The 25,908-nt window shown below is 49.8% G+C and carries 33 protein-coding genes; 3 read left to right on the forward strand and 30 right to left on the reverse strand.

All coding sequences use genetic code 11. The features are described from left to right. Window positions 1–148: 148 nt before the first annotated feature. From NYE69_RS25775 to NYE69_RS25850, 16 genes are all read right to left on the reverse strand, one after another. Window positions 149–2,569 (reverse strand): Mbeg1-like protein, encoded by a 2,421-nt coding sequence (locus NYE69_RS25775; RefSeq protein ID WP_340928536.1) that lies wholly within the window; start codon window positions 2,567–2,569, stop codon window positions 149–151. After that, window positions 2,569–3,300: a hypothetical protein gene (locus tag NYE69_RS25780; protein WP_340928538.1), complete on the reverse strand. Its 732-nt coding sequence runs from the start codon at window positions 3,298–3,300 to the stop codon at window positions 2,569–2,571. The genes NYE69_RS25775 and NYE69_RS25780 overlap by 1 nt, the downstream gene beginning before the upstream one ends. Window positions 3,301–3,371: 71 nt before the next feature. After that, window positions 3,372–3,719 (reverse strand): hypothetical protein, encoded by a 348-nt coding sequence (locus tag NYE69_RS25785; RefSeq protein ID WP_340928540.1) that lies wholly within the window; start codon window positions 3,717–3,719, stop codon window positions 3,372–3,374. Further along, entirely contained in the window at window positions 3,695–3,979 is a 285-nt protein-coding gene (locus NYE69_RS25790; RefSeq protein WP_340928542.1) for a hypothetical protein, read from the reverse strand. Before NYE69_RS25790 ends, NYE69_RS25785 begins: the two co-directional genes overlap by 25 nt. Before the next feature lie 11 nt (window positions 3,980–3,990). Next, entirely contained in the window at window positions 3,991–5,172 is a 1,182-nt protein-coding gene (locus NYE69_RS25795; protein WP_340928544.1) for a hypothetical protein, read from the reverse strand. 23 nt (window positions 5,173–5,195) lie between these two features. Then, window positions 5,196–5,492 (reverse strand): WXG100 family type VII secretion target, encoded by a 297-nt coding sequence (locus NYE69_RS25800; protein WP_036620960.1) that lies wholly within the window; start codon window positions 5,490–5,492, stop codon window positions 5,196–5,198. 4 nt (window positions 5,493–5,496) lie between these two features. Continuing rightward, window positions 5,497–5,700, reverse strand: a complete 204-nt coding sequence (locus tag NYE69_RS25805; RefSeq protein ID WP_340928547.1) for a DUF2997 domain-containing protein — start codon at window positions 5,698–5,700, stop codon at window positions 5,497–5,499. Window positions 5,701–5,712: 12 nt separating this feature from the next. Continuing rightward, the gene (locus NYE69_RS25810) at window positions 5,713–7,395 is read right to left on the reverse strand and encodes an AAA family ATPase (RefSeq protein WP_340928549.1); all 1,683 of its coding nucleotides are present in this window, start codon (window positions 7,393–7,395) and stop codon (window positions 5,713–5,715) included. A gap of 18 nt (window positions 7,396–7,413) precedes the next feature. Beyond that, window positions 7,414–7,983, reverse strand: a complete 570-nt coding sequence (locus tag NYE69_RS25815; RefSeq protein WP_340928551.1) for a hypothetical protein — start codon at window positions 7,981–7,983, stop codon at window positions 7,414–7,416. Between the two features lie 10 nt (window positions 7,984–7,993). Beyond that, window positions 7,994–8,452, reverse strand: coding sequence for a hypothetical protein (locus NYE69_RS25820; protein WP_340928553.1), 459 nt, complete (start codon window positions 8,450–8,452; stop codon window positions 7,994–7,996). Continuing rightward, window positions 8,449–9,081 carry a 4Fe-4S single cluster domain-containing protein gene (locus NYE69_RS25825; RefSeq protein WP_340928554.1) on the reverse strand — a complete coding sequence of 211 codons (633 nt, stop codon included), beginning with the start codon at window positions 9,079–9,081 and terminating at the stop codon, window positions 8,449–8,451. Before NYE69_RS25825 ends, NYE69_RS25820 begins: the two co-directional genes overlap by 4 nt. Window positions 9,082–9,627: 546 nt before the next feature. Next, window positions 9,628–10,185 carry a hypothetical protein gene (locus tag NYE69_RS25830; RefSeq protein ID WP_340928556.1) on the reverse strand — a complete coding sequence of 186 codons (558 nt, stop codon included), beginning with the start codon at window positions 10,183–10,185 and terminating at the stop codon, window positions 9,628–9,630. 20 nt (window positions 10,186–10,205) lie between these two features. Then, complete coding sequence (locus NYE69_RS25835; protein ID WP_340928558.1) at window positions 10,206–12,419, reverse strand: peptidoglycan-binding domain-containing protein; 2,214 nt, start codon at window positions 12,417–12,419, stop codon at window positions 10,206–10,208. Further along, window positions 12,403–13,203 (reverse strand): hypothetical protein, encoded by an 801-nt coding sequence (locus tag NYE69_RS25840; RefSeq protein ID WP_340928560.1) that lies wholly within the window; start codon window positions 13,201–13,203, stop codon window positions 12,403–12,405. The genes NYE69_RS25835 and NYE69_RS25840 overlap by 17 nt, the downstream gene beginning before the upstream one ends. A 197-nt stretch (window positions 13,204–13,400) precedes the next feature. Continuing rightward, window positions 13,401–13,607: a hypothetical protein gene (locus NYE69_RS25845; RefSeq protein WP_340930534.1), complete on the reverse strand. Its 207-nt coding sequence runs from the start codon at window positions 13,605–13,607 to the stop codon at window positions 13,401–13,403. Window positions 13,608–14,224: 617 nt separating this feature from the next. Continuing rightward, window positions 14,225–14,458 carry a helix-turn-helix domain-containing protein gene (locus tag NYE69_RS25850; RefSeq protein ID WP_340928562.1) on the reverse strand — a complete coding sequence of 78 codons (234 nt, stop codon included), beginning with the start codon at window positions 14,456–14,458 and terminating at the stop codon, window positions 14,225–14,227. A 145-nt stretch (window positions 14,459–14,603) separates the two neighbouring features. Between NYE69_RS25850 and NYE69_RS25855 the strand changes: the two genes are divergently transcribed. From NYE69_RS25855 to NYE69_RS25865, 3 genes are all read left to right on the forward strand, one after another. Continuing rightward, a complete protein-coding gene (locus NYE69_RS25855) occupies window positions 14,604–14,921 on the forward strand; it encodes a DUF6809 family protein (protein WP_340928563.1) in 318 nt (105 codons plus the stop codon). Between the two features lie 164 nt (window positions 14,922–15,085). After that, window positions 15,086–15,205 carry a putative holin-like toxin gene (locus tag NYE69_RS25860; RefSeq protein ID WP_445744792.1) on the forward strand — a complete coding sequence of 40 codons (120 nt, stop codon included), beginning with the start codon at window positions 15,086–15,088 and terminating at the stop codon, window positions 15,203–15,205. Between the two features lie 263 nt (window positions 15,206–15,468). Next, the gene (locus NYE69_RS25865) at window positions 15,469–15,867 is read left to right on the forward strand and encodes a hypothetical protein (RefSeq protein WP_036620939.1); all 399 of its coding nucleotides are present in this window, start codon (window positions 15,469–15,471) and stop codon (window positions 15,865–15,867) included. A 78-nt stretch (window positions 15,868–15,945) separates the two neighbouring features. Here NYE69_RS25865 and NYE69_RS25870 read toward each other — a convergent pair whose 3' ends face one another. From NYE69_RS25870 to NYE69_RS25935, 14 genes are all read right to left on the reverse strand, one after another. Continuing rightward, window positions 15,946–16,224 carry a holin gene (locus NYE69_RS25870; protein WP_340928566.1) on the reverse strand — a complete coding sequence of 93 codons (279 nt, stop codon included), beginning with the start codon at window positions 16,222–16,224 and terminating at the stop codon, window positions 15,946–15,948. Between the two features lie 17 nt (window positions 16,225–16,241). Further along, complete coding sequence (locus NYE69_RS25875) at window positions 16,242–17,189, reverse strand: peptidoglycan recognition protein family protein (protein ID WP_340928569.1); 948 nt, start codon at window positions 17,187–17,189, stop codon at window positions 16,242–16,244. Between the two features lie 14 nt (window positions 17,190–17,203). Continuing rightward, on the reverse strand, window positions 17,204–17,491 hold the full coding sequence (locus NYE69_RS25880; RefSeq protein WP_036620935.1) for a hypothetical protein: 288 nt from the start codon (window positions 17,489–17,491) through the stop codon (window positions 17,204–17,206). A 481-nt stretch (window positions 17,492–17,972) separates the two neighbouring features. Beyond that, window positions 17,973–18,614, reverse strand: a complete 642-nt coding sequence (locus tag NYE69_RS25885) for a phage tail protein (protein WP_340928571.1) — start codon at window positions 18,612–18,614, stop codon at window positions 17,973–17,975. Then, on the reverse strand, window positions 18,604–19,143 hold the full coding sequence (locus tag NYE69_RS25890; RefSeq protein ID WP_340930535.1) for a YmfQ family protein: 540 nt from the start codon (window positions 19,141–19,143) through the stop codon (window positions 18,604–18,606). The genes NYE69_RS25885 and NYE69_RS25890 overlap by 11 nt, the downstream gene beginning before the upstream one ends. Before the next feature lie 136 nt (window positions 19,144–19,279). After that, window positions 19,280–20,398 (reverse strand): baseplate J/gp47 family protein, encoded by a 1,119-nt coding sequence (locus tag NYE69_RS25895; RefSeq protein ID WP_340930537.1) that lies wholly within the window; start codon window positions 20,396–20,398, stop codon window positions 19,280–19,282. After that, window positions 20,398–20,859 carry a DUF2634 domain-containing protein gene (locus NYE69_RS25900; protein ID WP_124332530.1) on the reverse strand — a complete coding sequence of 154 codons (462 nt, stop codon included), beginning with the start codon at window positions 20,857–20,859 and terminating at the stop codon, window positions 20,398–20,400. Before NYE69_RS25900 ends, NYE69_RS25895 begins: the two co-directional genes overlap by 1 nt. Continuing rightward, the gene (locus tag NYE69_RS25905) at window positions 20,852–21,256 is read right to left on the reverse strand and encodes a hypothetical protein (protein WP_340928573.1); all 405 of its coding nucleotides are present in this window, start codon (window positions 21,254–21,256) and stop codon (window positions 20,852–20,854) included. Before NYE69_RS25905 ends, NYE69_RS25900 begins: the two co-directional genes overlap by 8 nt. Continuing rightward, complete coding sequence (locus tag NYE69_RS25910; RefSeq protein WP_340928574.1) at window positions 21,246–22,247, reverse strand: XkdQ/YqbQ family protein; 1,002 nt, start codon at window positions 22,245–22,247, stop codon at window positions 21,246–21,248. The genes NYE69_RS25905 and NYE69_RS25910 overlap by 11 nt, the downstream gene beginning before the upstream one ends. Continuing rightward, the gene (locus NYE69_RS25915) at window positions 22,247–22,882 is read right to left on the reverse strand and encodes a LysM peptidoglycan-binding domain-containing protein (protein ID WP_340928576.1); all 636 of its coding nucleotides are present in this window, start codon (window positions 22,880–22,882) and stop codon (window positions 22,247–22,249) included. Before NYE69_RS25915 ends, NYE69_RS25910 begins: the two co-directional genes overlap by 1 nt. Window positions 22,883–22,898: 16 nt before the next feature. Further along, complete coding sequence (locus tag NYE69_RS25920) at window positions 22,899–24,767, reverse strand: hypothetical protein (RefSeq protein ID WP_340928578.1); 1,869 nt, start codon at window positions 24,765–24,767, stop codon at window positions 22,899–22,901. Between the two features lie 68 nt (window positions 24,768–24,835). Continuing rightward, the gene (locus tag NYE69_RS25925; protein ID WP_164815305.1) at window positions 24,836–24,955 is read right to left on the reverse strand and encodes a MucR family transcriptional regulator; all 120 of its coding nucleotides are present in this window, start codon (window positions 24,953–24,955) and stop codon (window positions 24,836–24,838) included. Window positions 24,956–24,978: 23 nt separating this feature from the next. Further along, window positions 24,979–25,443 carry a phage tail assembly chaperone gene (locus tag NYE69_RS25930; protein ID WP_036620919.1) on the reverse strand — a complete coding sequence of 155 codons (465 nt, stop codon included), beginning with the start codon at window positions 25,441–25,443 and terminating at the stop codon, window positions 24,979–24,981. A 43-nt stretch (window positions 25,444–25,486) separates the two neighbouring features. After that, window positions 25,487–25,903 carry a phage tail tube protein gene (locus NYE69_RS25935; RefSeq protein WP_251595850.1) on the reverse strand — a complete coding sequence of 139 codons (417 nt, stop codon included), beginning with the start codon at window positions 25,901–25,903 and terminating at the stop codon, window positions 25,487–25,489. Between the last annotated feature and the right edge of the window lie 5 nt (window positions 25,904–25,908).

The following is a 25,908-nucleotide window of genomic DNA, read 5'->3' on the forward strand; positions in this document are numbered from 1 at the left end:
GCAGGCAATTCTACGATTATAATTTGCCTTATGCACTATATTTTGTCAATGATTTTAGTTATATATTTTTGAATATTCATATAGTCAAAAAAAGCTTAGCCCTCCTTGGTTCCCCAGGGTGCTAAGCCTTCTTGCAAATGGCTTTAGATTACGTCAGATTCCCCATATTACTCTTCAACATTCGTTCGATCCTCACGTATTGATCCCGCGCCATGGCGAGGGAACGGATTTTCCGCTGCATTTCGGCAGCGACTTGATTGCGGCGGTTCCTTACATCGTCGATCGCCCTTTGCAGCTGGCGAACTTGGCTCTGCACGTTAGACTCGCTATAAGCGCGCGAGACGTTCGACGCGATCCGTTCCGCATCGTTGACGATTCGGCTGGTTGTGGAAACAACATCGTCGTCCGTTCTTTTAAATTTGGTCTGCAGGTCAGTAAGCCGATTTACGCTGACCATGAGAAGCCCGCCGGAAATTTTGGACAATCCCTTTACGACTTTGCCCGTAAATCCCTTAATTCCCTTAATGGCCTGTTTCCCCAAATCCGTCACTTTGTCCCTGGCCATGCTTACCGCCGAATTCACGTTGTCTTTAAATTCATCAACTTCCTGACGGATCAAATTTGTCGCTTTGCTGAAAAGCGTAGTGATATTGCCGACGAGGTTATCCCAGCCTTGTTTCAGGCCTTCCATCATTCGTTTATAGGCGGCAACAATTTTATCGCAGAAGCTTTTAACCGCCCGGCTCAACGTTTGGGCAAAACGCGCCATCGCCTCGGCAACCCGAACGGCGGTTTCTTTGATGTTCCCGGCCAAATTTGCCATGCCGGTTTTCACGCTCTCCCAACCCGCCTTCAGTTTATCCGCCATCGCCGTAAAGGCGGCGCTGACTTTGGCGCCGATCTCAATCGCCGTCTTCCGGGCCTGATCCAATTTGGTAACGAGCCAATTCCCGATCTCCTTCGCTTTGGTTACCGACGCGTCAATAAATTTACGGAAGCCTTCCCGGGTCATTTCGGCTACATGCTTTATCCCGTCTTTCAGTTCGCCCGCTTTATTGGAAATGCTCTCTTGCACGTCCCCGAACCAGCTTTTCACCTTATCGACGGAACTGTTCCAGGCATTTTTGGCGGCTTCGATCGCCTTCCTGGTGCCTTCGGCAATCCAGTTGCAGAAATTTTGGACTCCCTGAGAGAATTTGTCCATAAACCGGTTTAACTTCTGCATTACGGCTTCCCCGGCTTGTCTGAGATCCGCGAAAAAGTTATTCATACCTTGGACCATAGCGCCCCAACCATTTTTAATTTGCTGGGCAAAAGTCAAGAACGCAGCACCGATATGCTCCCCAAACTCCTTGAATTTTTTGGATGCAGCATCCATCGTGTCATTAAGCCAATCTCCAAATTGCTTGACCTTTGCAACCACATAATCTTTTAAGTCATTCAAATTTTCCCAAACTGAATGCAGCAAGTCATCAATAAAAATGTATGGAAAAACAGCTGTGCCGAGAGCTGCGGCAACGAGTTCGGCAAAATTTCCGTATTTGTCCGATACTTTGGAAAGAGCAAAATCATCTAAGTGACTTAAAGCTATAACTGCGCTAATAATCGATTGCGTTAAACTTTCCTTGGGCGTTCCCTCCTGACCGCTCTCCTTTAACGCCAGCAAACCGTCGAGCACATAACTGCGGAACGGTTCTTGCATAGTTGTACTGGCATAAATCGTAAAATCATTTAAAAATTTCGAAACTGCTCCTTGTTCCGTTTCATCATTTAACTCGCCTTTTTCATTCAAAACAATGTTTGGCTTATGGTAGTAAAATATGTCGAGTGGATTGTCGGGATCGCTCGTTTGAATGTACTTAATCGTCCCGGCAACCGGAATAAGCAAGCTGTTTACAGGGTCATCGCTAGCAGAAATTGAAGTAATCTTATGCTTATTTGCTTCTATTAAATCTTTGTATTTTTCAATAAAATCTTTGGAAAACCCTTGGCCATCCAAGGATACGACTCGTTTCACCTTATCGGAAAGAATCCCTACGTACTGGGCCTTATTGCCTCCCTTGGAGTGGCCGGTTACCGTGATATTGCTATACGGCAAACTTTCAACGTATTCCAAAGCTCGTTTTTGCATCTCCGTATCGGATAAATAACCACCCGTTCCGTTATCATGCCACTCGGCGTCTCCTGAGGTGCCGCGGAAGACGACAACAGCTTCGTCTGTCTCCAAATCAACAAAGGTTGCCATGCGTGCCCCCACTTCCAGTGGAGTCTGCTTATGTTGAACGATCTTTCCGTTTTCGTCATAAACAAAGCCGGGGTCCCCATGCAAGACAGTTAACCCCTTTAGCTGAGGATCCCGTTCAATATTTTTAAGAATGCCAATCCATTCATCTCTGGACATCGAGCCGGGATATTTTCCCGTCCTTGGATCCTTGCTTAAAGATAATTTGTTATTATTCAGCAAATCATCAACAATTTCGCCCACTGTTTTGTCCCTGCTATTTGCAACACCTTTTAAATAAATTAGGTTATCGAGGAGTATTAATTGGCTTTCGCTTAATTCCGCCATTAGTTCCCCTCCCCATATTTTTTAACTTCAAGATCATGCGTCACTTTAATAATTTGACGGGGCCGAGGAAAAAGTTCCTTTCGTTCCGCCGATGTTGCATCTAATACGTTAAGTCCTATGGAATCAAACTTATCGTTAAATACGACATATAAACGGACGGATCCAACCATTTTATGTTCTTTCATTTTCTCCGCTATTCTCCTGATCCCTTCTTCATCGCTAATCCCTTTGGTTGAATCTTCGTTGACAAAGATGACGGTATCCGAAAAAAACAACTCATCGGGAGCATAAATCTCTTCTATTTTCGTGTTCTTATTCAGACGATCCGCCATAACCCCTTCCTCAAAACCAGTGAACAGCTTAAAATCCTTGTAAATTTCACTCACGAAACCGGATAGGACCTCTTCATATTTTGGCTTGATATAGATTCCAAAATATCCGTCACTCATCCCGTAAGAGCCATCTTCTGTACGTGAACCCCATACTTCAAATCTATCTTCTTTTGTACCATTTTTAGGGTAAGCCCATAGTGTATCGTAACTATAGGCAAAACCGCTGGATTCAAAAGAAAGGGGTAAAAATTCTTCCCCGTATTTTTCTTCAAGATAAGCCAACATCTTATCCTTGATCGCGTCCGGCTCCTGCTTCTTACCCATACATCCGCTCACTCCTATAGTAATGATCATTCCTGCCAACATAACCAGCAAAATGCGTACAGCCCGTTGACTCATCCGTTTCCCCCTTACCATTCAATGCCGAATTCGGAAAGGAGCATTGATTGGCTTTCTCTTAATTCCGCCATTTAGCTCCCCTCCCCATATGTTTTCACTTCAAGCTCTTGAGTCACTTTAATGATTTCGTAATCTCTTAAAAATAACTCTTTCTCTTCGCTCGGTGTTGCATTCCCCTTGGCAGAATCCTCTTTTACAAAAATCACCGTATTTGAACCGAACAGTTTGTCCTTCAAATATATATCCTCTATCTTCGTGTCTTTATTCAGTTCGTCCGACCAAACCCCTTCATTAAAGCCAGTGAACAACTTGAAATCTTTGTATATCTCACTCACAAAACCGGACAAAATTTCTTCATATTTCGGCTTAATATATATCCCAAAATATCCGTCACTCATCTCGTACGAACCGTCCTCCATACGTGCCCCCCAGACTTCAAATCTGTCGGATTCGGTCCCTTTTTGGGGTAAGCCCACAAAGTATTATGGCTGTAGGCAAAACCGCTGGATTCAAAAGAAAGGGGTAAAAATTCCTCCCCGTATTTTTCTTCAAGATAAGCCAACATTTTTTCCTTGATTGCGCCCGGCTCCTGCTTCTTACCCATACATCCGCTCACTTCTAAAGTAATGATCATTCCTGCCAGCATAACCAGCAAAATCCGTACCGCCCGCTGACTCATCCGTCTTCCCCTTACCATTCAAAGCCGAAATCGGGAACCTGGAAGGAGGCTTCCAGCCGGCGGGCGATCGCTTGATCGAGGCAAGCCTTCACCCGCTCCAATTCCTGGTCCAGCAAGTCATAGATTTGCGTTCGGAAACTGTCAATCGGGGTATTCATATCGAACGTTTCCTGCTCCAACGTAAACAAAGCGACTCCCATCAGCACCGTCTGGACGCTTTCAAAGATGCGCATTACGAAATCCGTTGCCTTCATCGCATATTTTTCCGCCTTTTCCGATACTAAGGTTTCATAGTTTTCATCAGGCAGTTTATCCAGTTCGGCTGCCAGCTGATCGCGGCCCGTTTCCAATTGTCCGGCGGCATATCGCACTGCTGCGTCAATGGCGTGAAGAAGCTTCTCTTTATTCAGTTCACCGACCTTCATGAAAACGGAGTAAACGCCCAGATCCGCGAGAATCACCGCCTCCTCTTCTTCCGATCCGGGAAAAAAGATCTTCCATACCTCGGGTTCCACGGTCCCGGCCGTATTATAGAACCAGCTCACAAACCGGGAAAATTCGCTTTGTGCCGATACAACCGCCTTCCCGCTTTCTTCAAAAACCAGCTTTCTATACAAAAAGGCTTCGTCCGCTTCGCCAAGGTCTTCCGCTTGTTTCACAAAAACGACCTTCCTGGTATGGTCCCCTACCGGATCATCCTCGCCCACAAAGTTGACGGCCTTCCCCGGAAGCTCTTCCATGGTCGGCGCGCCAAAAACGACGGCTTCCGCACCCAGCGCTTCCGCGAGCAATGCGGCATGCCAGCCCCCTGGCCCAAGGCCGGTAAACACATGCTTTCCCCCGGGTACCAGCATTTCCCGAAGTTTAAGTATCGCTTCGTCCAACGGGAACGAATATGTATCGTAATCCTCCGATGCCCGTGGTTCCGAGACGGCGATTGCGCCTTGACGATGCGTTTGATCCGCAAAAAGAAACCATTCCGAGCCGCGCTCGCCCCCTCGTCCAAGCAGTTCCCAATCCGCTAAATGGGCGGACTTCAGCATAGCCTCGGCCAAATCGCCCTGCCCCCGGCCCGCAAGGGAAGGCTGCAGGCCGCGAACGATTTCCATCACGCTCCCGGAATGCTGCGAAGTCAGCAGCCCGGTGCCCGTCAATTCACATAACCATAGGTAATGTTGTTCATTCAATATCATTCAATCGCACTCCGTATCTCGGATTATCTCTTAAACGCTTTTTTGGCCGCCTCAGCCCTGCGCCGGTCATCGGCGATCTGGACTTCCCGGGCCAGCCGTTCCAGTCCCGACTCTATATCGCGGATCTCCGCACACAACCGGTTGATTTCATTCCTGGTTTTTCCTGTATAATCCTCCTTGAATGCGGTCCCGGCCTTGCCTTTCCACCAGGAAGACGTCTCCTGCACATGGGAGCCAAGCTGTTTCTCGGTCTTTCTCAAGTCCGCTTCTCCTTGCGCCGTTCTTCTCGCGGCCGAACGGATTTCACTCGTTGAATACACCGCTTTATTCCTCCCGCCTTAACGTTTCGCGTATCTTTAACCCATCCGTTTCGTAAAACTCCGGCTTCAAAGTGGTCTCCACCACTTCGGCATCCAGCAGCTCTTCAAGCAGCCCGATCACATCCTTACATTTCTCTCCTGTGATGCCCAGCGTCTCCACTTCGATCCGGCCATCGGGACATATCCGGATTTGTATTTTTTCATCCATCATGTTCCCCCCTTAAAAATCAACCGTTCTCCCGCCGCGTTTGAAACGGACGTCATCAAACTCGCCCGTGCCCGCCAGAATTCCCCCGTAGGGGTTGGCGAGGCCTTCATTCGCGTACTCTTCCCGGTCCTCTCTCGGAGTTGCCGCCACCGCCCGAACGTTCGCCCAATCCCGGATCCCGCGGATTTGTTCGGCCAGCGTCACCGAAAGCGGCACGGTGTTGGCGATGGCCCGTTCAAAAAACTCCAGGCGAACCGCCGAACTTTCCGCATACGCCTCAAATAAAGCATCGATCACCAACTGCTCGATCTCGGCGCCGACGAAACCTTCGCATTTGGAGGACAAATGCTCCAGGATTTCATCCGTCAGCTCAAACTCGCCGGAAACTTCCGGGTCCGTCAACCGTTTTGATATATGGACCTTCAAAATATCCTTTCTTTCCCGCTTGGTCGGCAGGTCCACAAAGAAAATTTCGTCAAACCTTCCTTTGCGCATCAATTCGGCGGGCAGCGCGGATATGTTGTTCGCCGTCGCGATCACAAACACGGGGCTTGTTTTCTCCTGCATCCAGGTCAGAAACTGCCCGAACACCCGAGCCGAAGTGCCGCTGTCGGCGCCCCCGGAGTATCCGCTAAAGCCTTTTTCGATTTCATCGATCCACAGAATCGACGGGGAAATCGCCTCTGCCGTTTTGATCGCTTTGCGCATATTTTCCTCGCTGCTTCCAACGATTCCCCTGAAAATTTTGCCCATGTCCAGCCGCAGCAGCGGCAGCTGCCACATCGAGCTGATCGATTTGCTGATCAAGCTTTTACCGCAGCCCGGAACGCCGGTAATCAGCACCCCTTTAGGAGCCGGCAGCCCGTATTTGCGGGCCGAATCCAGCCAGGATTTGTTGCGTTTGGACAGCCAGCGCTTCAAATTTTCCAGCCCGCCGACATCCGCCATTTTCAGATCGCTGCGTACAAACTCCAAAATTTCGGTTTTCTTGATGATTTGTTCTTTTTCTTGCAGGACGACTTCGACATCGTGGACATTCAGCTTTCCGTCCTCAACCATGGCGCGGGCAAAGGCGTTCTCCGCCTCCGAAAGCGTCAGGCCAAGCGCCGCCTTGGCTAACCGCTCCTTGCCTTCATCATCCAGATCGATCTGAATCCGCCCGCTCTGCTCATTGATTTGAATCATTTCCTCAAGCACGGCCTTGATCTCTTCAAAGGAAGGCAGCTCGAAATCGACGATCGTGACGTCCTTTTGCAAATCGTCCGGAAGCATCAAAAACGGAGACGTAAAAATAACGTTGATCGGATGCTCGCTCTGCTTGATATTGGTCAGCATATCCCTGAGCTTGCGGATGAGCTGATAATCCGGCGCCCGCCATTCCCCGCCAAAAAACACATGAAAATCCTGCAGCACAAAAATGCACGGTTTATCGTATTTTTCGATGAATTCCAGCGCCTTCAGGGGCGGTTTCGTATCCCCCTTCGCTTGGCCTTTCCCGTCGATCATGCCGGTCGTTACCCGCCACATCATCACTTCCCGCGGCGTTTTGATAAGTTCGGCGTCCTGGGCGACCTCGCGAATCAAGGATAAAATCCGGTTCTCCTCCCAGGTCTGAATGTAAAGGTACGGAAAGCGCGCCCGGAACAAATTGGCCAGATGTTTTTTCGTTTTATTGGTTGGGTTCGCGGTAGTCACATTTTCAACCCCATCTCATTAGTAATCGATCCGGCGTCCGCTGCCGGTTTGGTTCAGGTTTGTTGCGGGCGTATCTGCTGCGGGTGCATCTGTTTCGGGCGCATCCGTCTTTTCGCGATGTTCGGCCTCGTGCTCCTCGTTCCCCGCACGTTCCGGCTGATCCGCTTCCGTCTTCTTTTTCGGCGCCGGAGGCTTAAACTGGGTCGTACTCCCCGCCGCTTGGAACTTCGCTTCCGCCTCTTGTCTCATTTGGGTGATTTTTTGCTGGTTCCTTACTTTTTCATTAGCCTTATACACATCCAACTGAATCAGAAAAACCGGCCTTACATTAAAAGCATGTATAATGCTCGCAACCCACACGGACAACGCGATAGCCGCACCGATCCCAATAGCCGTCGTAGAAAAAGCGACGATCATGCCCGCCAAATAAACAATCCCCCAGATTTGCCAGCGCCAAAGCTTTACCCGGAGCCCTATGTACAAAAAAGCGATAAAACTTGTCATCGCGAACGGAACCAAAGTCAGAAGAATCCACCAGCTGTTGGCGATTTCCCAGGCTTTCCCGCGCTCGGTATACGTTCTAAACATGCCTGTCTCCTTATCTATTCAATATGTACGTCAGTTGGATCGAACGATCTCTAGGCCGCTCCTCCTGTTCCAGGATCAATCCCTGGCTTCTCGCCTTCTCCACCAGATTCTGATAGACCTTTTGCTGAAGGAGCCGGGTATAAGATTGCTCCACGTTGGCAATCCACTCTTCATAAGCGTCCTGGTCCGCCGTTTCGGGCAGAATCAGCGTGTAGCAACCCGTTTCATTGATCGTAAAAATAACCTCGTTCGTAACGGAGGAAGCAAACTTTACGGCCTCTACCCCCTCCGCGGTACGGAATGAACAATCCCAATCCTCGAGCGCTTGCTTCAGTAAAGCTTCATCCTTCATGCGCGTTTCCAGGATCAAAAGGTTGTTCTCTCGGTTCTCCAGTTTCCGGGAGATCCCTTCGGCAATTTCCTTGGTTAATGCAATGGCAACGGGGATCAGCACAATTTCCAAACTCATTCCCTAACCTCCTTACGTTCGTAACCCAGCCCCAGCAAAAGCTCCAAATCCTCCAATTGAGCCATGCCATTAGCGGTGATGGTGCCATCGGCATGCAGCCGTATTTCTATTTTATTCGCGATGTTCGGTAAACGGGCCTCCAGTTCTTTATACCGATCCGTGAGAAAACGGTACTGCTGGTTTCGCGAACCGATCCAGGGGCGGCTTAAATCATGTTGGCTTTGGATATACGGACCGTCGATCAGCAGGTCGGTTTCCTTCAGCAATTGCTGCCAACCACGATGGCCGGATCTGCGGATGGTGTCATAGTCATAACCCGAGAAAGTGACGATCGACAGGTTCATCTCCTTGACCTTCCTGGCCAAAACGCTCAGCTCATACGCCTGACTAAACGGCTCGCCCCCCAGGAAAGTTACACCTTCCAGTTCAGGAGAGGCATTTCGGACCATCTGTATATCTGAAACGATCTCGTCGATTTCGCGGATTTCCCCGCCGTCCATCTCCCACGTATGCGGATTAAAACATCCCTCGCAGCGAATCGGACAACCCTGCACCCAGATCGCATAACGCAGCCCGGGCCCTTCGACTTTTGTTTTTTCCACGATTCCTGATATGCGAAGCGCAGTCACCCTATACACCAACCTTAACCCTAGGAAAATTCAGGAAATAAAATTGCGGCAGTTTGGATTAATTTTACTATAAATCCAATGTTAAAAATATATACCCTTCCTACTTGATACATCCCTAGAAATTGGGTATTTAGGCTTGGGATAATAGACTCGGATGGGTTTAAGTGAGGGCGGATGGAACTCGCGTGGCGGCAAATGAAAAGGCTTATTCCGGAGGGGGAGTAAGCCTGAATGTTTGGATACTAATGGGGCCGTGGTAAATTTTGCTCTAGCGGCGATTTCTAACGGTTGCGGACGCGCTTATTTGGCGTAAAAACGGGCGGTTTGATTTCTAACGGTTGTAGTGGCGCTTATTTCGCATTAAAATAGCCCCGCAGCCTAAAAAATGCAAAATAAGCTCTCCTGCAACCGTTACAATTTATTTCAGGTTGATTTTGCCACAATAGCGGCGGTCGCAACCGTTAGAGTGATGATGCGCTTGGGTTTGTGCCTACCGGTTGCTCGAGCTCTGTTGATGTCTCTAACCTCCAAAAAGACTTTTCAAAGTCAATACGCTAAATTTCCTCTTGTCATTTCCCCAGTTTGGTTATTAATAATAAAATGCCAACGGTTCCTGTTGTAAGCATCAGTGTGGGCTTTGTCCCCATCACAGACGACAGAGGGCTGATTATTAAAAATTGACAAATAATTAAAATCAAAACCTTGTGGCGGTTGATTAACAAAAAGCGGCGTACCATCTAGAGAAAAACCTTTAAGTACTTTTTCGTTTTGTTTTTCTGAAGATAGAATAATAACTAGATTCTGTTCAAAGTATATCTGCGCATGAAGAATAACTTTGCAATTTAATTCAACGTGTTGGTCTTTTAACTGCCAGCTAATTTTTCCATTACTCTTATCCATTGCAAATAAAGTTGAGCCATCGAAAGAAATGTAATAAATTTGATCCTGGGAATAATTTTGGCCAGCCTCGACAATTACATATTGTCTCTGATTATTTATAGAAGCAAAATAAGCATTATGAAAGGTTTTAATAATAGGTTTTCCGTTAAATGACCAACTTACATTTTGATTCTCGCTATCCCATTTAAAGTTTTCTACATCCACAGTTTTCACCTCATAAAAAATTAATTTATCTGGCGTACTGAAACAATCTCTAGGTAATCCATTTTATTAATGCTCCTATCAAGTAACATCTGTATTTGATTACTTCCGCCCGGTAAGTATTTATCAATACTTAAGTCTACTTGTGGGCCAACTGGGCCATTAACTACAGGCAATTCTACGCCTTCTTTAACCCTATAAGTAACAACTTTACTACAATCGGCTTTCCAATCAGACTTAACTGCTAAATTGTTTCTAACAAATTCAGTATTGAGTATATCATCAAACGTAGCAAAATTACCTGGTGAAGTTAAGGGTTGTGTACTATCTAGAGCCATTTGGAATGTATCCCCCGGTTTAAGTGTAGTCATGTTAGCTTTTATATCGAATCCCTCAGGCCATGGGGATTGTTCTTCAATTAATTTGATGTACGATTTTGAGGCATCTTCTACACTTTTCCCAGGGTTTGCAGCCAAAAACTCTTTCCAGGTTTTTTCACTTCCTTTTTCAAGTGCATTTTTAACTGCTTGTTCATCTACACCGGCAATCGCACCCTTGCCTGACACCTCTACATTCTTTGTTGCCGGCACCTCATCCACTTCCGAACGCTTCAACCACCCGGTCAGCCTTTGCCCCGCAGTACTCTTGAGTGCGCTGGAAACGAACTTAAATGCAAAGGTGAAGGTCACGTCCCCGGCTCCGGCCATAGCGGTATCGAGGGCGATATTTTGGGCGCGGCCTGTGAGGTCTTGGTCGCCGTCATTCTTGAAGTCGGTTACCGCGTCAGACGCTTCGGTGGCCGTGCCGAAGATCGCTCCCGCCGTCATGGATCTGACCACCGTCGGCGATAGCTTGGAGAGGGCCGCCGGTGTTTTCACTGCCTTCACATATTTAAAGGGCAAAAAGAACCCGGCTACATTTCCGGCAGCTTCGCCAACTCCTTTGCCGTACGGATCATCCAGCGGATTTACGTATCCTTCCGGCTCCGGTCCCATAATCCATTCGGCAAGCAGCTCCGGCAATCCTGCCGAGGCCGTGTTGATTGCGTTCACCACAGCATTCGACCCGCCGACCATTAGGTTCGCGAAAAAAGGATTGCCGATGCCGCTTTGTTTTTGCCGCATCTCGTTTTCTTCTTTTTTCTCAAGCTCTTTCAGCTCGTTATAGATCCTGTCTTGTTCTTCCTTGGTCAAATCTGCCCAACAGGTCTGGTTCAGCCGCTCCTGAACTTCCGGATCATCGCGGTTTAGCACATCGTCCAGCGAATAGCTTCGCGGATCATCGGCCATAATAAAGTATTGCGGCTCGTGCTTGGCCTCCTCAACCGGTTCCACTTTCGGAATATTAAACAGCGCCTGCCAGGTTGCCTGCCCGATTACACCCTGGAGCCCGTCTTGATCCTTCTCGTAAACCTCCCGGAACCCTTCCAACGCGCGTACGGTAGCTTCATCAAAATAGCCGTTCGCCTCGACCTCAAACCCCAGCTCTTGCAACCGCAGCTGCGCCATTTTCAACGGCTCGGAATAGGTTTGACCGTGCATTTGCACCGTCAGCAGCCCGCTCAGCGTCCCGAACAAAGTCCGCCACACATTTTCATCCACGATCCCTTGCCGATCGCCGGTATTGTCCAGGCCGTATTTTTCTTTGTACCGTTTAACTGCTGCCAGCGTGGCCGAGTCAAAATAACCGTTTGCTTCCAGCTCGTATCCCAGTTCCTGCAATCTTTCTTGTAGCTTTAACACTTCGTCGCTCTTATGCTCCGGATCCAGGGTCAGTTCTTTCGTAAGTGGCTCTACGGTGATAGGGAGGTAAACCGCCGCCCGGGAGAATAAGGAAAACGCCGAAAACGGCAAAGGAAGGACGGCCGTTTTATTCCCTGAAGTCGTCGGGAGCGCGGCAAATTTATTTAAGGTAACTGGAAGTTTTAACTGCTTCGCCTTTAAAAAGGACTCCTGCTCCTGGCGAGTATACTCGTTCGCCGCCCAGCGCAGCGTTTTCTCTTTCGTGCGCAATTCGCCGCCGATCTCCCGGGACAGCTGCCTAATCCGCTCCATCCGCCGCTCCACTTCAGATATTGCGGAGCGGACTCCCGGCTCGGAATAAGCCGAACTTGTTCTACTGGCTAACTCCGATACCCTTTTTAGCGTAACTGTGACTTGATCCCCGAACTGTTGCTCCAACCGGCGTACTTCGTCTGCGAGCCCGTTAATGCGGGCCGGATCAACCTTCAGTTCCAAGACGTTCCCCTCCCTTCGCCAACATGCTTGGAAACGCAAAAAGTTGTTCAAGAGCGGAAAGCGGTTGGCGCCGAAACAAGAGGACCTGATCCCGCTCCGGCATCATCCCCATTATCCAGGTTCCTTTTTCTGTTCGCGCACAGGTAAACAGCGCTTCGGCTTCCTCTCTGGAAGCCAAATGGTATCCGGCAATGACCCGGCAATCGGACTGTGGCCCAAAGGCTTCCGCTAAGTCTTCCGAGGTCTGACGATCTATCCCAAGCTTTTGCCAAAGAACCGTTGCCGCTCCTTGTTCTCCCGTACCTGCAAGCGCCAGAGCGTAATTGACCTCCGTCGCAGGTAGACGGTAAGACGCCTCTTGCTCACAATCGCTAAGCAAAAACTGTTCTCGAAGCATGGCAATCGCTTCTTCCCGCCCGGTGCATAGCTGGACCTCGCAAGTCTCTTCTCCAGTTAAGCGCGTGAACATCCCCGCCCGGCAATGGATAAACTCCATGGAGACTGCCCCGTTTTTTTCCGCCAAGCAAGCAAACACCTGGTCCGGAAACGACAAAATTTCCGCAATCGCGGCATAATCACGCTTTATGTATAGTTGATCCTCATCTTCTTCCGTCAAAATATGTTTTCTCTTCAGCCGCCCGGACACGATCTCCCATCGTTGGCGGGCCTCCTGCAAATTAAGGCCATTCAGCACATTTTCCAAACCGAACAAGGTAGTGGCTCCGGAAAGCAAGCATAGGTAAAACCACTCATCATTCGACAGCACATAGTTAGTCCTATTCATTCCGTACTCCTGGACATTTAGATATTTTATGGAAAAGACACTTCAATACATTCTATCAACCCGCCGCCGGCCTCACAATTCCTTAGTTGGCATAATATCCCACAAATGATCCGTTTCACCTATATAAATGAACAAAAAGTCCGGAGCAGCACGGGGCTGCCCCGGACACATTTATGAGGATAATTTACTTATCTAGGTTAAGAAGCATCATGGCCCCGGCGTTCAACCGGAACACAGGCCAAAATCCGATCCAGCCGAAAAGCCCGGGGTTCGCCGGAAGCAAGGCAAGTTGCCCGCACCAGATCCTCACGGACGTCATGAACCTCGATCTTTCGCTGCGTGATTTTTCCCGAGCGGTCCATGTAAATGATCTCAACGGTCCGGCCGATGTATTTTTTCACCAGCACCATCTCCAAATAAGAACGTTTGTTTGTAGTATATACAAACATACGTTCTTTATACAACAGGGAAATAATGTTTTTTTGACTCAGTCTAATCATCAGTGCTTGACAGTGATGTCGGCAACCGGTCATGGAAAGAAAAGCTGGAAAGGCGTTGAAAGCTTGAGGACAGGGAAGGCCGGTGGGCAGGTCGGCAGATCAACATCCGCTGTCCGGACGCTTTGCACGATTATCCCGTTTAATCAGAGAAGCAGAGAAGAAGATAAATTCAGGAGAAAAGATAGGTTTGTAAGAAGCAGATATTTTTTCCTTATTAATCCCTCACATCCTAGCCCCCAACCCCTGCCCTCTGAACGAAAGGGATAATCGTGCAAAGCAGCCTGCAGGGAAACCAAGACACGAATGCTATATATAGAACAGCCACCTCAGTCCTCAGTCCGGCCTCCTCGAATCAATAGAGCTAGAGTCATAATTTATTTCGTCAAGCACTGATCTCGGCTTAGTGCCGTTTTTATTAAATCAAATGTTAATCCTCCTTATATTTGACCATTCCATGCGGACTGATCCTCAAATTAAATATAGAAAAAACCGCTTTAAAGTAGCGGTTTCTTTATAAGACTCTATTCATTTTTTTCGATTTCATCTTCAACAATTTTAACCAACTCAGATGCCTTCATATTTAAAGCATGGGCTAAGGCTAATAAAGTATTTAATGTCGGCTGATGGATGCCACGCTCCAACATAGATATATACGTTCTATCAAGGTCACTTCTAAGTGCCAAACTTTCTTGACTTATTTTCTGTTCTTTACGAATTGTCTTAAGAACTTGTCCAAAAATGACTTCTGATTTCAAGACAATACCTCTTTTTGGATTTATTATCCCGTTGTCTACAGCAATAAATCCACGGAGTATACTCTACAAAATAATGTTTTTTTATGTTATGATTCATTTAAGCAAATATCAATCTTTCTATCATGTTCTGAAAGGATGGGGAGAAATGAACAGTCTTATAGAGCAGCTTTACAACGGCATTTTATGTCCGGCTGAAAAGATAGTTCCCGAGGATCCGCAGTATCGTCAGGTAAACATAGATGTATACGAAACGATGACGGACTGGAAAAAACGGCATTCCGAAGAGGAATTTAAGGAGCTTGAGGCTTTACTGGATTTGTACGCTCAGATTCATGATATGGAGTTGACTGCAACTTTCACCTGCGGATTTCGACTTGGAGCGGGACTGGTGGCAGAAATTTTAACGGGCAAAAATGAACTTGCCAACAAATTATGCCATTTTCCTGATGAGTTACCAGAGTAGGATAGTCGAACGAGCCTAGAAGACATGATGAATTTGAGAGATTGCTAATATTGCCATTGTTTCTAAAGTCATCTCTCTCTGTATCTTTCCAATTTGTGGTATAATACCCCTAACAACAGAATGGCTGAGATGGGTGGTCGGCTAGTCTCCCTTGAAGGGAGGTGATGCCTGTGGAGGTTAAGGACGTGCTGTCTTTAATGATTCAATTCGGGGCGTTTTTAATAACGCTGATCGGTTTGGTCATTACGATAGTTGCTACGTTAAACCAAAACAAAAAGAAATAGACCACCCCGTGGAAGGAAAGGGTCTATTCCTTTAACCGACTACAGCTGACCGCTCTTCAAAGCGGCTGTTGCCAGAGTGAAGATGTGCGCATCTTCACTCTTTATTTTATGCAGTTTCGTTTGATTTCATTCTAACATAGTAAAAAAGGTATTGACAATACCATTCAAGCCATGTTTGATCACCTCGTTGTTTATTGATTGGCGCCAATCTATCCATTAAAGTGATCTTAGTAGCTAAAAAAACAACCTTCAGGAGGAAAATGATGAGAAATGGCCTTGTTTTGCCGCTGATCGCCCTCATTTTAATGCTGACAGCCTGTGGCGGAAATGAAGTTAAGCTGCAATTGGATAACCCCCGTCCGGGAACGGTTCTGGACACCCGGCAAATTCAAATTTCCGGAAAAGCATCGAATCTCAGGGAAACTTATTTCTTCTATCAAATCGAAGACGGGCATTCTTTTATAGGAGAAGGGAAGTTGACCGTCGATCGGGAAGGGCGCTTCGATTTGGTGGCAGAGGTCAAAACTCCGTCCAACGCTAACGCCACCATAAGCTTTTATCTGGACGAGGATCATAACGGGGAATTTGATGTGGAGACGGATACCGAACAAAAAATCGGCTCCGTAGACCTTGTTTTCGATGAATCTTTGGTGCAAAGATAAACGCCGTAGTATACATTATTAAAAAGAAAAAATAGACCGCCCCAGAGGTAGGTGACGGTCTATTCCAGCTACGCCGGTTTACTTGTCCTTCGTCGTTCCCGGCCGGTTATTGCCAAGCTCAAACAACCCGGTTGCCGATAAGCCGGCCAAGCCGCCGGCCCACAACCGCAACACCAGGTCCATGTCCGTAAAAGGGTACGCCGCCGCACCAATCAACACACCGATGATCACACCGATGAAGGGCACCCAATTTTTCGGCAGGTTTATCGTTGTTTTGACGAGCTGTACGACAGCTAAAACAAATACCGATAAGACCGAAGCAAAGGCCAGGACATTGGTCAAAATTTCATTTTGCATTCTTATCGCCTCCTTTCTTATTCCTCGGGAATCCCTGCCGCCCGCCGCAGGTAATTCGCCAAATTGTGAAAATGCTGAGCCCGCGGGTCGTTTCCTTCGGCTTTGGCTTTAAACCATGCGGGAGAGAGCCAACGGAAAATGATTTCCTGGGCGTTGCTTTTGGGAAGCCGGGTGAGCGGTTTTGCGACCGCATCGTTGGCAAGCGGGATTCCGGCAGCGAAACGCAGATTGTTCGCCAGGTTATGAAAATGGGTTTTGCCGGCTTCGTCGTTTTTCCGTTGGGACGCAAACCATGCCGGGGATACGTAGTTGTCGATCAGCGTTTGCGCAATGTAGGCCGGCAATGGGGTAAAACTTCCGTTAGTATTGGCGTTCGGATTCGAACCAGCGGATCGGGTGGACTTGATTTCAGCGGCTACGTCATTCAGCAACTGTTTTAAAGTTTTGCCGCCGCTGGCCAAGGCCTGCTCACAATCGCTCCGCCGCGCCGGATCCAGCTGTTTGTGGGTGGGAATAAAGGTGTAAGGATTTTTGTTCCACTTGTCGCAGCATAAAGCCAAATACCAAACGTATCTATTGTAAGCTTCGGTAAAGTTGATTTTTCCGCCGTAACACAGTTCAATGCCCAGCGCGGCGTCATTGGCGTCATAGCCGAAAGCGTCGTTGTCGGTGGTCACATCATACCGCACATGCCAGGCCTTCTCCGCCGGATCGGAACCGGTGCCGGTTGGAATGATCTCCAAAATTTTCGTATCATCAATAAAAACGTGGGCCGAGGCCGAGCGGTCGGTCTGCGAGTTAAAATAGTTAAAGTGGTTGTCCGCCGTCGCCCCGGGATTGCCGGTATCATGCGCTACAAAAAATTCCGGCGTCCCCGTCTTCAGCCTTGTGCCGGGTCTTACGTTGGATCGCTTGGCAATGTACCGGCGCTCTATATTATATTTAGTAACATCCAAAACTATCACCTCCTTGATACAATCTATTCTTCCAAGCGGTCGATCCGCTTGTGCGCCTGCTTGGTCGATTCCTCGACCCGCGTTAACCGCTCGGAAAACGCCTCGAACCGCTGCCCCTGCAGCTTTTGTTCTATTTTCATATCGTCCACGCCACGTTTGATGTATTCCACATCGGCGCGCTGTACCGCCTCAAGCTCCGCCGCCTCTTCAGCCTCCTGCCGCATCGCCTTTGCGCGCCCCGCCCACCCTAAAGCAATACCGCTCAGCGCGGCCAAGACCGACGTTACCGCAGTAATTACCGTAATATCCATTACCCTCACCCTCTCTCGATAAAAAAATGGCCTTCGGATCGGCTCCGAAGGCTAAGAAAAACATCTATTAAGTGCATTCAAAGCAGACAGAACGAACATAAGTCTGATTTTTGTATAATGCTCAACACTGCTGAGAATTTATAAAAAAAAATAATCTAAAAAAAACACGCTTATGCGGCGCTCCCTGTGGTTGAGTAGGTGATTTCTTCGTGTTTTTGAATAAGCTGCTCATAATCACAAACGCCAATCTTCCCGCTGCTCTCTCTGTAAACATACTGCCCCAACTTAACTACGAGCGTCTCGGTTGGCCCTACAATGAGCCCGGCCCGTACGCTTCCGTCTAGGTTATACTCAACAGTAGCACGCAAACTCGTTAACTTTATGATTCCCTTGATCGTTGACGGCTCTCCATCTTTAAATTCTATTGCTTCTGCTCTATCTTTTGACTTAAACATCCTGATCTGTATACCACCCTTCTGATTTAGTTGAATTCTATAACTTCAAAAGACACCTTGGCATCAGTTGCAGCTATTGCTCGATTTACTTCAACAGTTGTGCTAGAAATGAGTCGTAAAGTGATAAACGAATTAGATGAGTCTGTTGCAGTACATGAGACGCCTAAGTAATTCAAAACAGTTTTGGATGTATTCACCGGCAGGATAGTAACGTTCACCTGCTTGGTATGTCCCACCAATTCTACATAAAACCTCTGTATTGATTTCACAATCCCGACCTCCAATGCTGCTTTTATATCTACCCCACCTACTGTGAGTGTGCCGGTTACAGCTAAGTTTCCAGATATAGTACCGCCCGATTTGGGTAATGCCATATTCGCTGTTGACTGTGCCGCTGCTGCAACATCAAACGCCGCCTTGACCGCCTTCGGCGTTGCGGCTCTGTCCTCGGCAGTGCTGTCCGTGGCGCTGGAAAGTTGCGTGATTCCCTTCTGTGTGAGGGAAGCATCGGGAACATTGATGTCCTTCAATTCTTCTCGAACTTCCCCCACCGCCGCATCAATTTTATCCCAGTTGTCGTTGAGCATCGTTTGGATGTTAAACGTATCGTTTCCATCGGTTGCCGGGTCTTTTTTGAGTAGGTTAAGATTAGGTGTATTACTGGCCAACCGGATCACCTCCTGCAAATTGGTTCAATGAGATTTGTTCCATCTGGTTAAGAGTCAGCACCTCGTGAATGTCGCGAATCAGCAAATAAGAAAATTCAAAATTCAATGCCAAATGCGCCGGTTTAAGTTCTCCGATAACGGCTATAAGATCGTTTAGGTTCGGCGGAATCCCTGCACTATCCACGAACTTCACCGTAAAGCTCCATTCACTGGGCTTAAAAAAAACATCCACCGTCCCGCCGTAATACGCCTCCGCCACACTCTTCACCAGCCGCCCCGAAAACTTCCCGCTGCCCCGCAGCTTGGACTCGACGACGGCCCGGCGCTGGTCAAGCGGTTTACTAGGATCGGTCTCGATGCCAAGCTCGTTTTCCCAGCGATCGAGGCCCCAAGTGGCCGTCCGCACAAAAAACTGCTCCAGCGTTTCGTCTAATGCCTCGAATAGCCGATCCAGCTCAGTGCCTTTGGCATTCATATCCGCCTGCATGACCCGGGAGTTTTCGTAATAACTCGGCAGATAGGAAAACATTTCGCGCCCCTGCGGGCTCGTAAGTAAAGGGGTACTTGTGCTTATCGGCAAAGGCTCACCCGCACTTCCCGGGAAAGCTCCACTCTTATCCGCCAGCAAAGGTTCCCCTATGCTCCTCATGTTCGTCAGCATACGCTCACTCATAAACTTCCACCGTCCCCAGCACCGCGACCTGTCCCGGGTAAATCTCCAAATTGGTATCCGCGTTCCCGTTCACCGTCAACTCGGCGTAGTCGATGATCGGCGGAATATCCAGCAGAATCGCCGCAATCCGGGTAAATCGCACCAACGGATCGGCAAAAGCCAGCTGCTTCAAATACGCACGCACGCCGTCTTCGATCCGCTTCCGTACCTCGGCCAGCGTCGCCCCGCTCGCTAACGTCAGCTTCACCCGGATGTCGATCGGCACTTCATCGGCCGCCAGCACCGTGACGATCGGGCCTGCCGGCGCCATGCCTTCTCCCTGTCCATCCTGGGTCGGATCGATGTAGGCCTGCGCTGCCGCCACAATTTCCTCGTTGGCCGCCCGCTTTTCCGTGTCCAACAAATAAATCCCCACCGTTCCGGGCCCCTTCCACAACGGCTTTACCTGCACCCCGCCGACACCGGGCACCTCTCCGGCCCATTTCATATACTGCGCTTTGTTGCCGCTCGTTCCCTGGTTTCGCACCTGGGAATAAAAACGTTCCAACAACAGCTCATCCGACTCGGTATCGGCGCCGCCCCGGGTCTCTTCCGGGTTTGTCACCGCCGTGACGCCGCTCACCGGAGTTGCGATAATCTCGATCACGCCCGCCGGCACGTTGCCCGCTTTCCCCGCCACAATAGCCCGAATCGGAGCGCTTCCCTCGCCGTTTTCATTCAGCGTTACCGACGCCGTCGTCTCGTATTCGATCGACGCCTCCGCCGTAACCTCGTCGGCCGGCGTCGCCACGACCGTTCCCGCCGGAACCGTCCTCCCGGGCGTCCCGGTAAACCTGACCACGCCCGCCGCCGCCACGGCCGGCCGCCGGGTCACCCCATGCTCCGCGGCCCGCAAATCGAGGTACTCTCCGTACGTCGTGCTTGCAAACCCGCGCTCCAGCACCTGCCGTGCCCACACCGCCGCCTCCGCCAGCATAAATGCTGCCGGGGCTTCGGCGTCCCAAATAAAAGAACCTTCGGATTTATCGATATCCGCTGGCACCCGAGCCAGCATCCGCTGCATAATTTGTTCTTCCGTTTGATCCTGCAAATAAAGCGGCAGCTCCGCCATCATGTCACACTCCCTTCCGCGATCATCTCTTCCTCCCGGACATTTTTCACCCGGCAGCTAAACCGGCATCCATCGTCCTGCCATGAAAAAGAAAAATCCCCCACGCTTAAAGTGCGGGGATCCACCATCAGCGTCTCCGTCGCGATCCGCTCGATCTCGCTTTCCTGGACGGCGCGGCTGTAGCCTCTGCCGATCAGCTCTTCGAATTCCTGCCCGTACGACCGCGAATAGATCAAATGCCGGTAGCGCGGCGTGCGGATCGCTTTTTCACACCACACCACCCAGGCGGCGGTGTCGTCGGCCCGGGCTATTTTTCGCGTGGGCGTCATTACGAATTCCCCGGCCTCAAAATCAAAACGCCAGCTTCGCCCAAAAGCCACCTCATCATTCGTCGTTTCCGGCGTTTCTTCCTCGGCAGAGGACCACGCATCCACCACCGCTTCCGGAAAAAGATTAGCCATTCCCGCTCACCACCCTGCAAATGACGATCGCATCATTCCCGCCGTTAATCGGCAGCGCCAGCACCCGGTCGCCTGGCTGGTACCGCAAGGTCAACGCTACTCCCGCGGTTTCCGAGGGTTCAAAAGAGAATTCACCTTGCTGTACTTCCACGATGCGTTCTCTTTCGTCATCCAGCCAGCCAACCTCCCCGGTTAGCGCTAACTCAGGCAGCTTCAACGTCCCCGGAAATTCCGCGACCAAATAATCCTGGATTTCATGCTTAAAGTTGTCCAGCTTCAGCCCCGACCTCGTAATGGTCCCCAGTTCGGCCGAAACGCCCGCCAAAGCTTCCGCCGCTTTCCTCGCGGCATTTTCCCGCAGCGAAACGGCCAATGCCGCATATGGATCAGTTGTCAAGAAAATACCTCCTTTTCACGTCGGCCTCCGGCGCCAGCTCCAGCGTCATATGACCAGGCTCGCCTAGCTCGTGGGACACCGACGTCACGATCAGATTCAATCCGTTAAAATTCACCTTATCCCCGGCGCGAACCGTGTTCAGATCCACACAGGTGACGTTGTAGGACTGCCCTAGGCCCGTCAGCATGGATTCGGCGAACTTTTTGGCGGCGCTGGCGGTTTTGACGTTTTCGTCCTGAACAATCCGCTGCAGCACGCCGTATTTAGCAGTTTCCCCGCTTGCCACGGCCAACACCTTGGATGGAGCATTTTCCTTCTGATCCTCGGTGCCGATGACCTTCACCCGCGTGACCGAGCCTTCCAGCGTGCGGTTTTGCGTCGCTTCCTCCAACTGCTCCAGCACCCAGACCGTTTTGTTGCTGCCGATTTGAAAAAGCGTCAGCCCGGCAGGCGTCATCCGCGGAATGTACATATTACCTCCAGCCTTAACCGTCTCTTTGAGATCGGACATGATCATGCTGTAAAGCGTCTGCGGCCGGTAGACGGCTTTTTTCAGTTTTGTTTTCGTGTCGGGCACCGAATCCAGTTTAATGCTCCAGTCCGCAGCGTATTTTCGCAGGCGTTGACCGGCCGTTCCTCCGGCTGAAAAAAGGTACTCATCCTCCGATTTCGCCAAATAAATCGTCCGGTCGTACACCGTCACCGTCATATGCTTTGCCTGCTTGATCGAGCTTGAGCATTCCCAAACGACGCCGGGGTGGAGCAGATGCACCATGCTTTTGCCGCCAGCTCCTGAAGCGCCGCCGCCCCCGCTAAACGGCACTCCGCTAATGCGGATTTCCTGCCCAGGTTCAATGCCGGGAAAAGACGCCGGAATTTTCAGCTGTATCGTCCCTTGGTAAGAAATTTGGTCCAGCGAATCCTTTAACGTGATCCCTTCCACCAGCTCGCGCAAATAATATTTGTTCTGCAGCACCACTTCGTAACTCACTACGGCATCACCAGCTTTTGACCGGGCTTGATTTTGTTCGGGTCCTTGCCGATCGTTTTCTGATTCGCTTTGTAAATCTGCTGCCACTTCGAGCTGTCCCCGAGCTCCAGTTTAGCGATTTTGGACAGCGTGTCGCCGGATTTGACGACGTAGGTTTTCGCCGGCTTTTTCGTATCCGGACGGGTTGATTTTTTGGCCGAAGCCCCCGCCGCCGAAGCAGCCGTATGGACCTTCATCTCCCGCCAGGTGCGGGCGGTCAGGTCGAAGTACACGTCCCCCGGCTCCCCGCCTTTAAAGCTGCTGTTATGCGCGGCAATCGTAACGAGCACATTCACCGCCGTACCGGAAACAATCAGCCGTACCGGCGATTTGCCGTTCATCATCGCGGTCAGTTGATTCATCGCCTCCTGCGGGTCGGGGAGATTTTCATAGTTGCAGTATCCTGGATCATAAACCGCCGGAAAAAAAGAAGAGAAGGCGATCTCCTTCACCTTCTCTCCAGCCGGGAAATCGTATTCCCCCAGCGACAAAATATTGACCGTCTCCAGCGCCTTCCCGCGGGAAATCGAAATTTCGTCCGGATTCACCGGAAAATAAAAGTCATTGCCCGCTCCGTCGATCAAATGGATTTCCATCTTCCTCATCGCCCCCTTACTTCAGATTTTGCATGGCGAACCTGACCTCATTGGCGATTTTCCAGCCCGCCTTCTGGGCAAGTTCGTCGTAATTGATCTCGTCTTTGTTGACGGTGAGGTTGAGGGCGCCTTGGGCGACGGAAACGTTGATTTGATAGCCAGTGTTCTCTTTTGAATATGTTTTTTCCGGTGAATTGATTTGGTTTGAAGCAAAAGGAGGAAGAACTGCATCAGGCACTGATGTTCCCATAATTCTACGACTTTCTTTATCCGGACTCATTGTTCCCCCTACGCTCGGGGCTAACAAACTTCCCTTGGTATTCAACTGTGTACCTAAATTATTTAAAGGTTCTTCTTGATTACTGCTAGAAAAGCCCCACAGGTCGTTCCACGCTTTAGTCCATACCTTTTTATATTCATTAAAATTCCATGATGGCTTAAAACTCGAGCTAGATAATGGCTCGGGTTTAACTATACTTTGTACTGCAGGATGATTCCAAAATTCCTTCCAACCAAACGGAGAGACGCTGTCCGTATAGTAATCTTCTGGAAATCCAAACAACGGGTTTCTATACTTACGATCCCCTGCCTTATGTCCCAATACAAAGTCAGTTAATTCTGCAGAAATGTTATATCCATCATTCAATAACAAAATTGTTCCTAATGGGCCCATTGCTTCTCCAAGGCCTTTGGTTGCTCCGCTAGCAAGCCCAGCAACAGGTTTTGGTACTTTACTCAAATCAGTTATAAGATACTTACTCAAACTGCCGTTCCATTTATTAAGTTTTCCCCATAACCAGCTTGAAAACAACGAAGTTGCGACACTTTTAAAAATATTTATGGTTTCCTCTTCCCACTTCGCCAACTTCTTATCGGTTTCAGCAACTGGACTAAAGCTTACCCCGCCCAACTTCTCACCAATCTGATTAGAGTCAAGGACGGATAAAAACGCTTGGAAGAATGCCTCTCCTGCTCGTAACCCCGCCTCTGCATAAATCGATCCACTATACCCCGATTTTATACCGGTCACTGGAATATTGGGGGTAGATTCTAGAGATTTGGGGGCAGTTGCTTGAGCTTTATCTTTTAAACCATCTTTAAGAAAGCTCAAAACATCATAGTAGCCATCCTCATAAAATCCCGGTCTTCTAGTCTTATTGAAATCCCATTTTTTCATAAAATCCGGAAGAGAGGCGGTAAAGGGATTGGTATCACTTTCTTCGGAAAATCCGGGCTGTTTAGCCGTGTTGTTGCTCTTGTTGTTGCCCTCCTTGATTATAATATCCGTTAAAGAGGGCGAAAGTAGACTAGAAGCGCCTTCTCCTGATACCCCCAAGTCGCTACTCTTTTTCGGTTTCCTCGAACTCCCCCCGCTATTTCTAGTTCCGCTCGCCTTTACCGCATCCCCCAACCCCAGCGCCTGCATCATAACATCCTTCAATCCACCGCCAAGCGCGCTGGCGATCGACGCGGAGATACGCTGCATCGTGCTTTTGCCGTCGGAGCTTATCCATTTCATAAAAGAATCCCCGACCGCGGTCTCCCAGTCGACTCCGGCGACCGATACACGCCAGCGGGGGGCGCTGAGCGCCGCAAGCGTGGCGTAAAGCTTCACGGCCGCTTTGGACGCGCGGTCGTCGAGCTCGGCGACCGGTTTGACCGTGGTGCGGTGCAGCCGCGTCAGCGTGTCGCCGATTTTACGGGCGGCGGAAGAAAAGCGGTCGTCCAGCGTGACGGCGGGTTTGATTCGCGTTTTGCCCAAAAGCCCGGCGCGGCGCTGGGTTTGCTGCAGCAGCTTGTCCAGGGAACGTAGCTTTTTTTGCGTTTTGTCTACGTCGCGGTTTTCGATCTCGATCTCGAGCTCATAGATCTCTTTGTCGGCCATTCGTTACCTCCTTTCTCCGTACTACGCCTGCCCGCCCGGAAGCGGGAAAACCGGGAGCCGGGAGACGCTCATTGCATCATCTCCAGCTCCCGCTCCGCAAACGCTCTAAGCAGCAGACGCTCTCCTTTGGGGAGCGACCAGTATTCCCCGGGGCGCAGATGATGCCGTGTCCACAAATGGAACAGCAGCGTCGTCGTGCCGCCGGAGCCGATCAGTTTTTTAGATCATCGATGTCGACCCCAAAGCCGGAAATCTCCAGCACTTTATCGCCGACGGCGTCCAGTTCCCCGGCCAGCAGCAGACGGCGCACCGCCTCTTCCCCGCCGGACAGCTTCAGCCGGCTGATCAGGCGGTCGTCGCCCCAGCCGCTCAACTTCAAACTTTGCGCTTCCCCGCCGTTCTCCCGCTTCTTAACCACTTCCAGCGAGGCGGTCGCTTCCTTGATCAATGCGGCGTTAAACAGCTCGCTGTCGATTTTTTCCGTGACCTGGCCTTTCGTCGTCTTGCGGATCGTGCACCGCTCCCGGATCGCGTCCACCTTGCTGGACGTCAGTCCGCGCAGCGTGACCCTTAAACCCAACCGCCCGATAAAAACGGTCTCCTCCGGCAAATTCGCCGCCGTTTCGAAAAGACCGTCCAAAATTTCCTGCTCATTCAACAGCCCATCCTGACTCAAAATGATTCCTCCTCTTGTACGTTACTGGCCTAATAATCCAAAATTAAGACGCCACGATCGGGTCCAGCAGCTCGTACGACTCGAACGTAAACGGCGTTTCCTCGGTCACTTCTTCGCCGGCCGTCCAGTTGGCCAGTTGGATTTTGTCCACCATGCAGTTGTTCAACTGAACCCGCTCGAAGCCGTAAGCCTCCGGGTCGTCCAGCTTATGGATGATCGAAAACTTCTGAAATCCCCGCGCGATCATATCGGACGTTACTTTGTAGCCGCTCATCGTGCCGGTCCCTTTTTTGCGCCCCAGCTTGTAAACGGTATAGTCGGTGCCAACGAGATTCAGTTCCTTCTTCTCCGCTTCGACGTTGGCCTCCAGGTGATTCAAATTCGACTGCCACTGGCCTTCGATAAAAATTTGCCCGTACGTGCCCATAATCACGCGGCCGGGATCAAGAAATTGTGCCATAGATA

Source organism: Paenibacillus sp. FSL R5-0527 (assembly GCF_038008055.1).
Taxonomy (GTDB): Bacteria; Bacillota; Bacilli; order Paenibacillales; family Paenibacillaceae; genus Fontibacillus; species Fontibacillus macerans.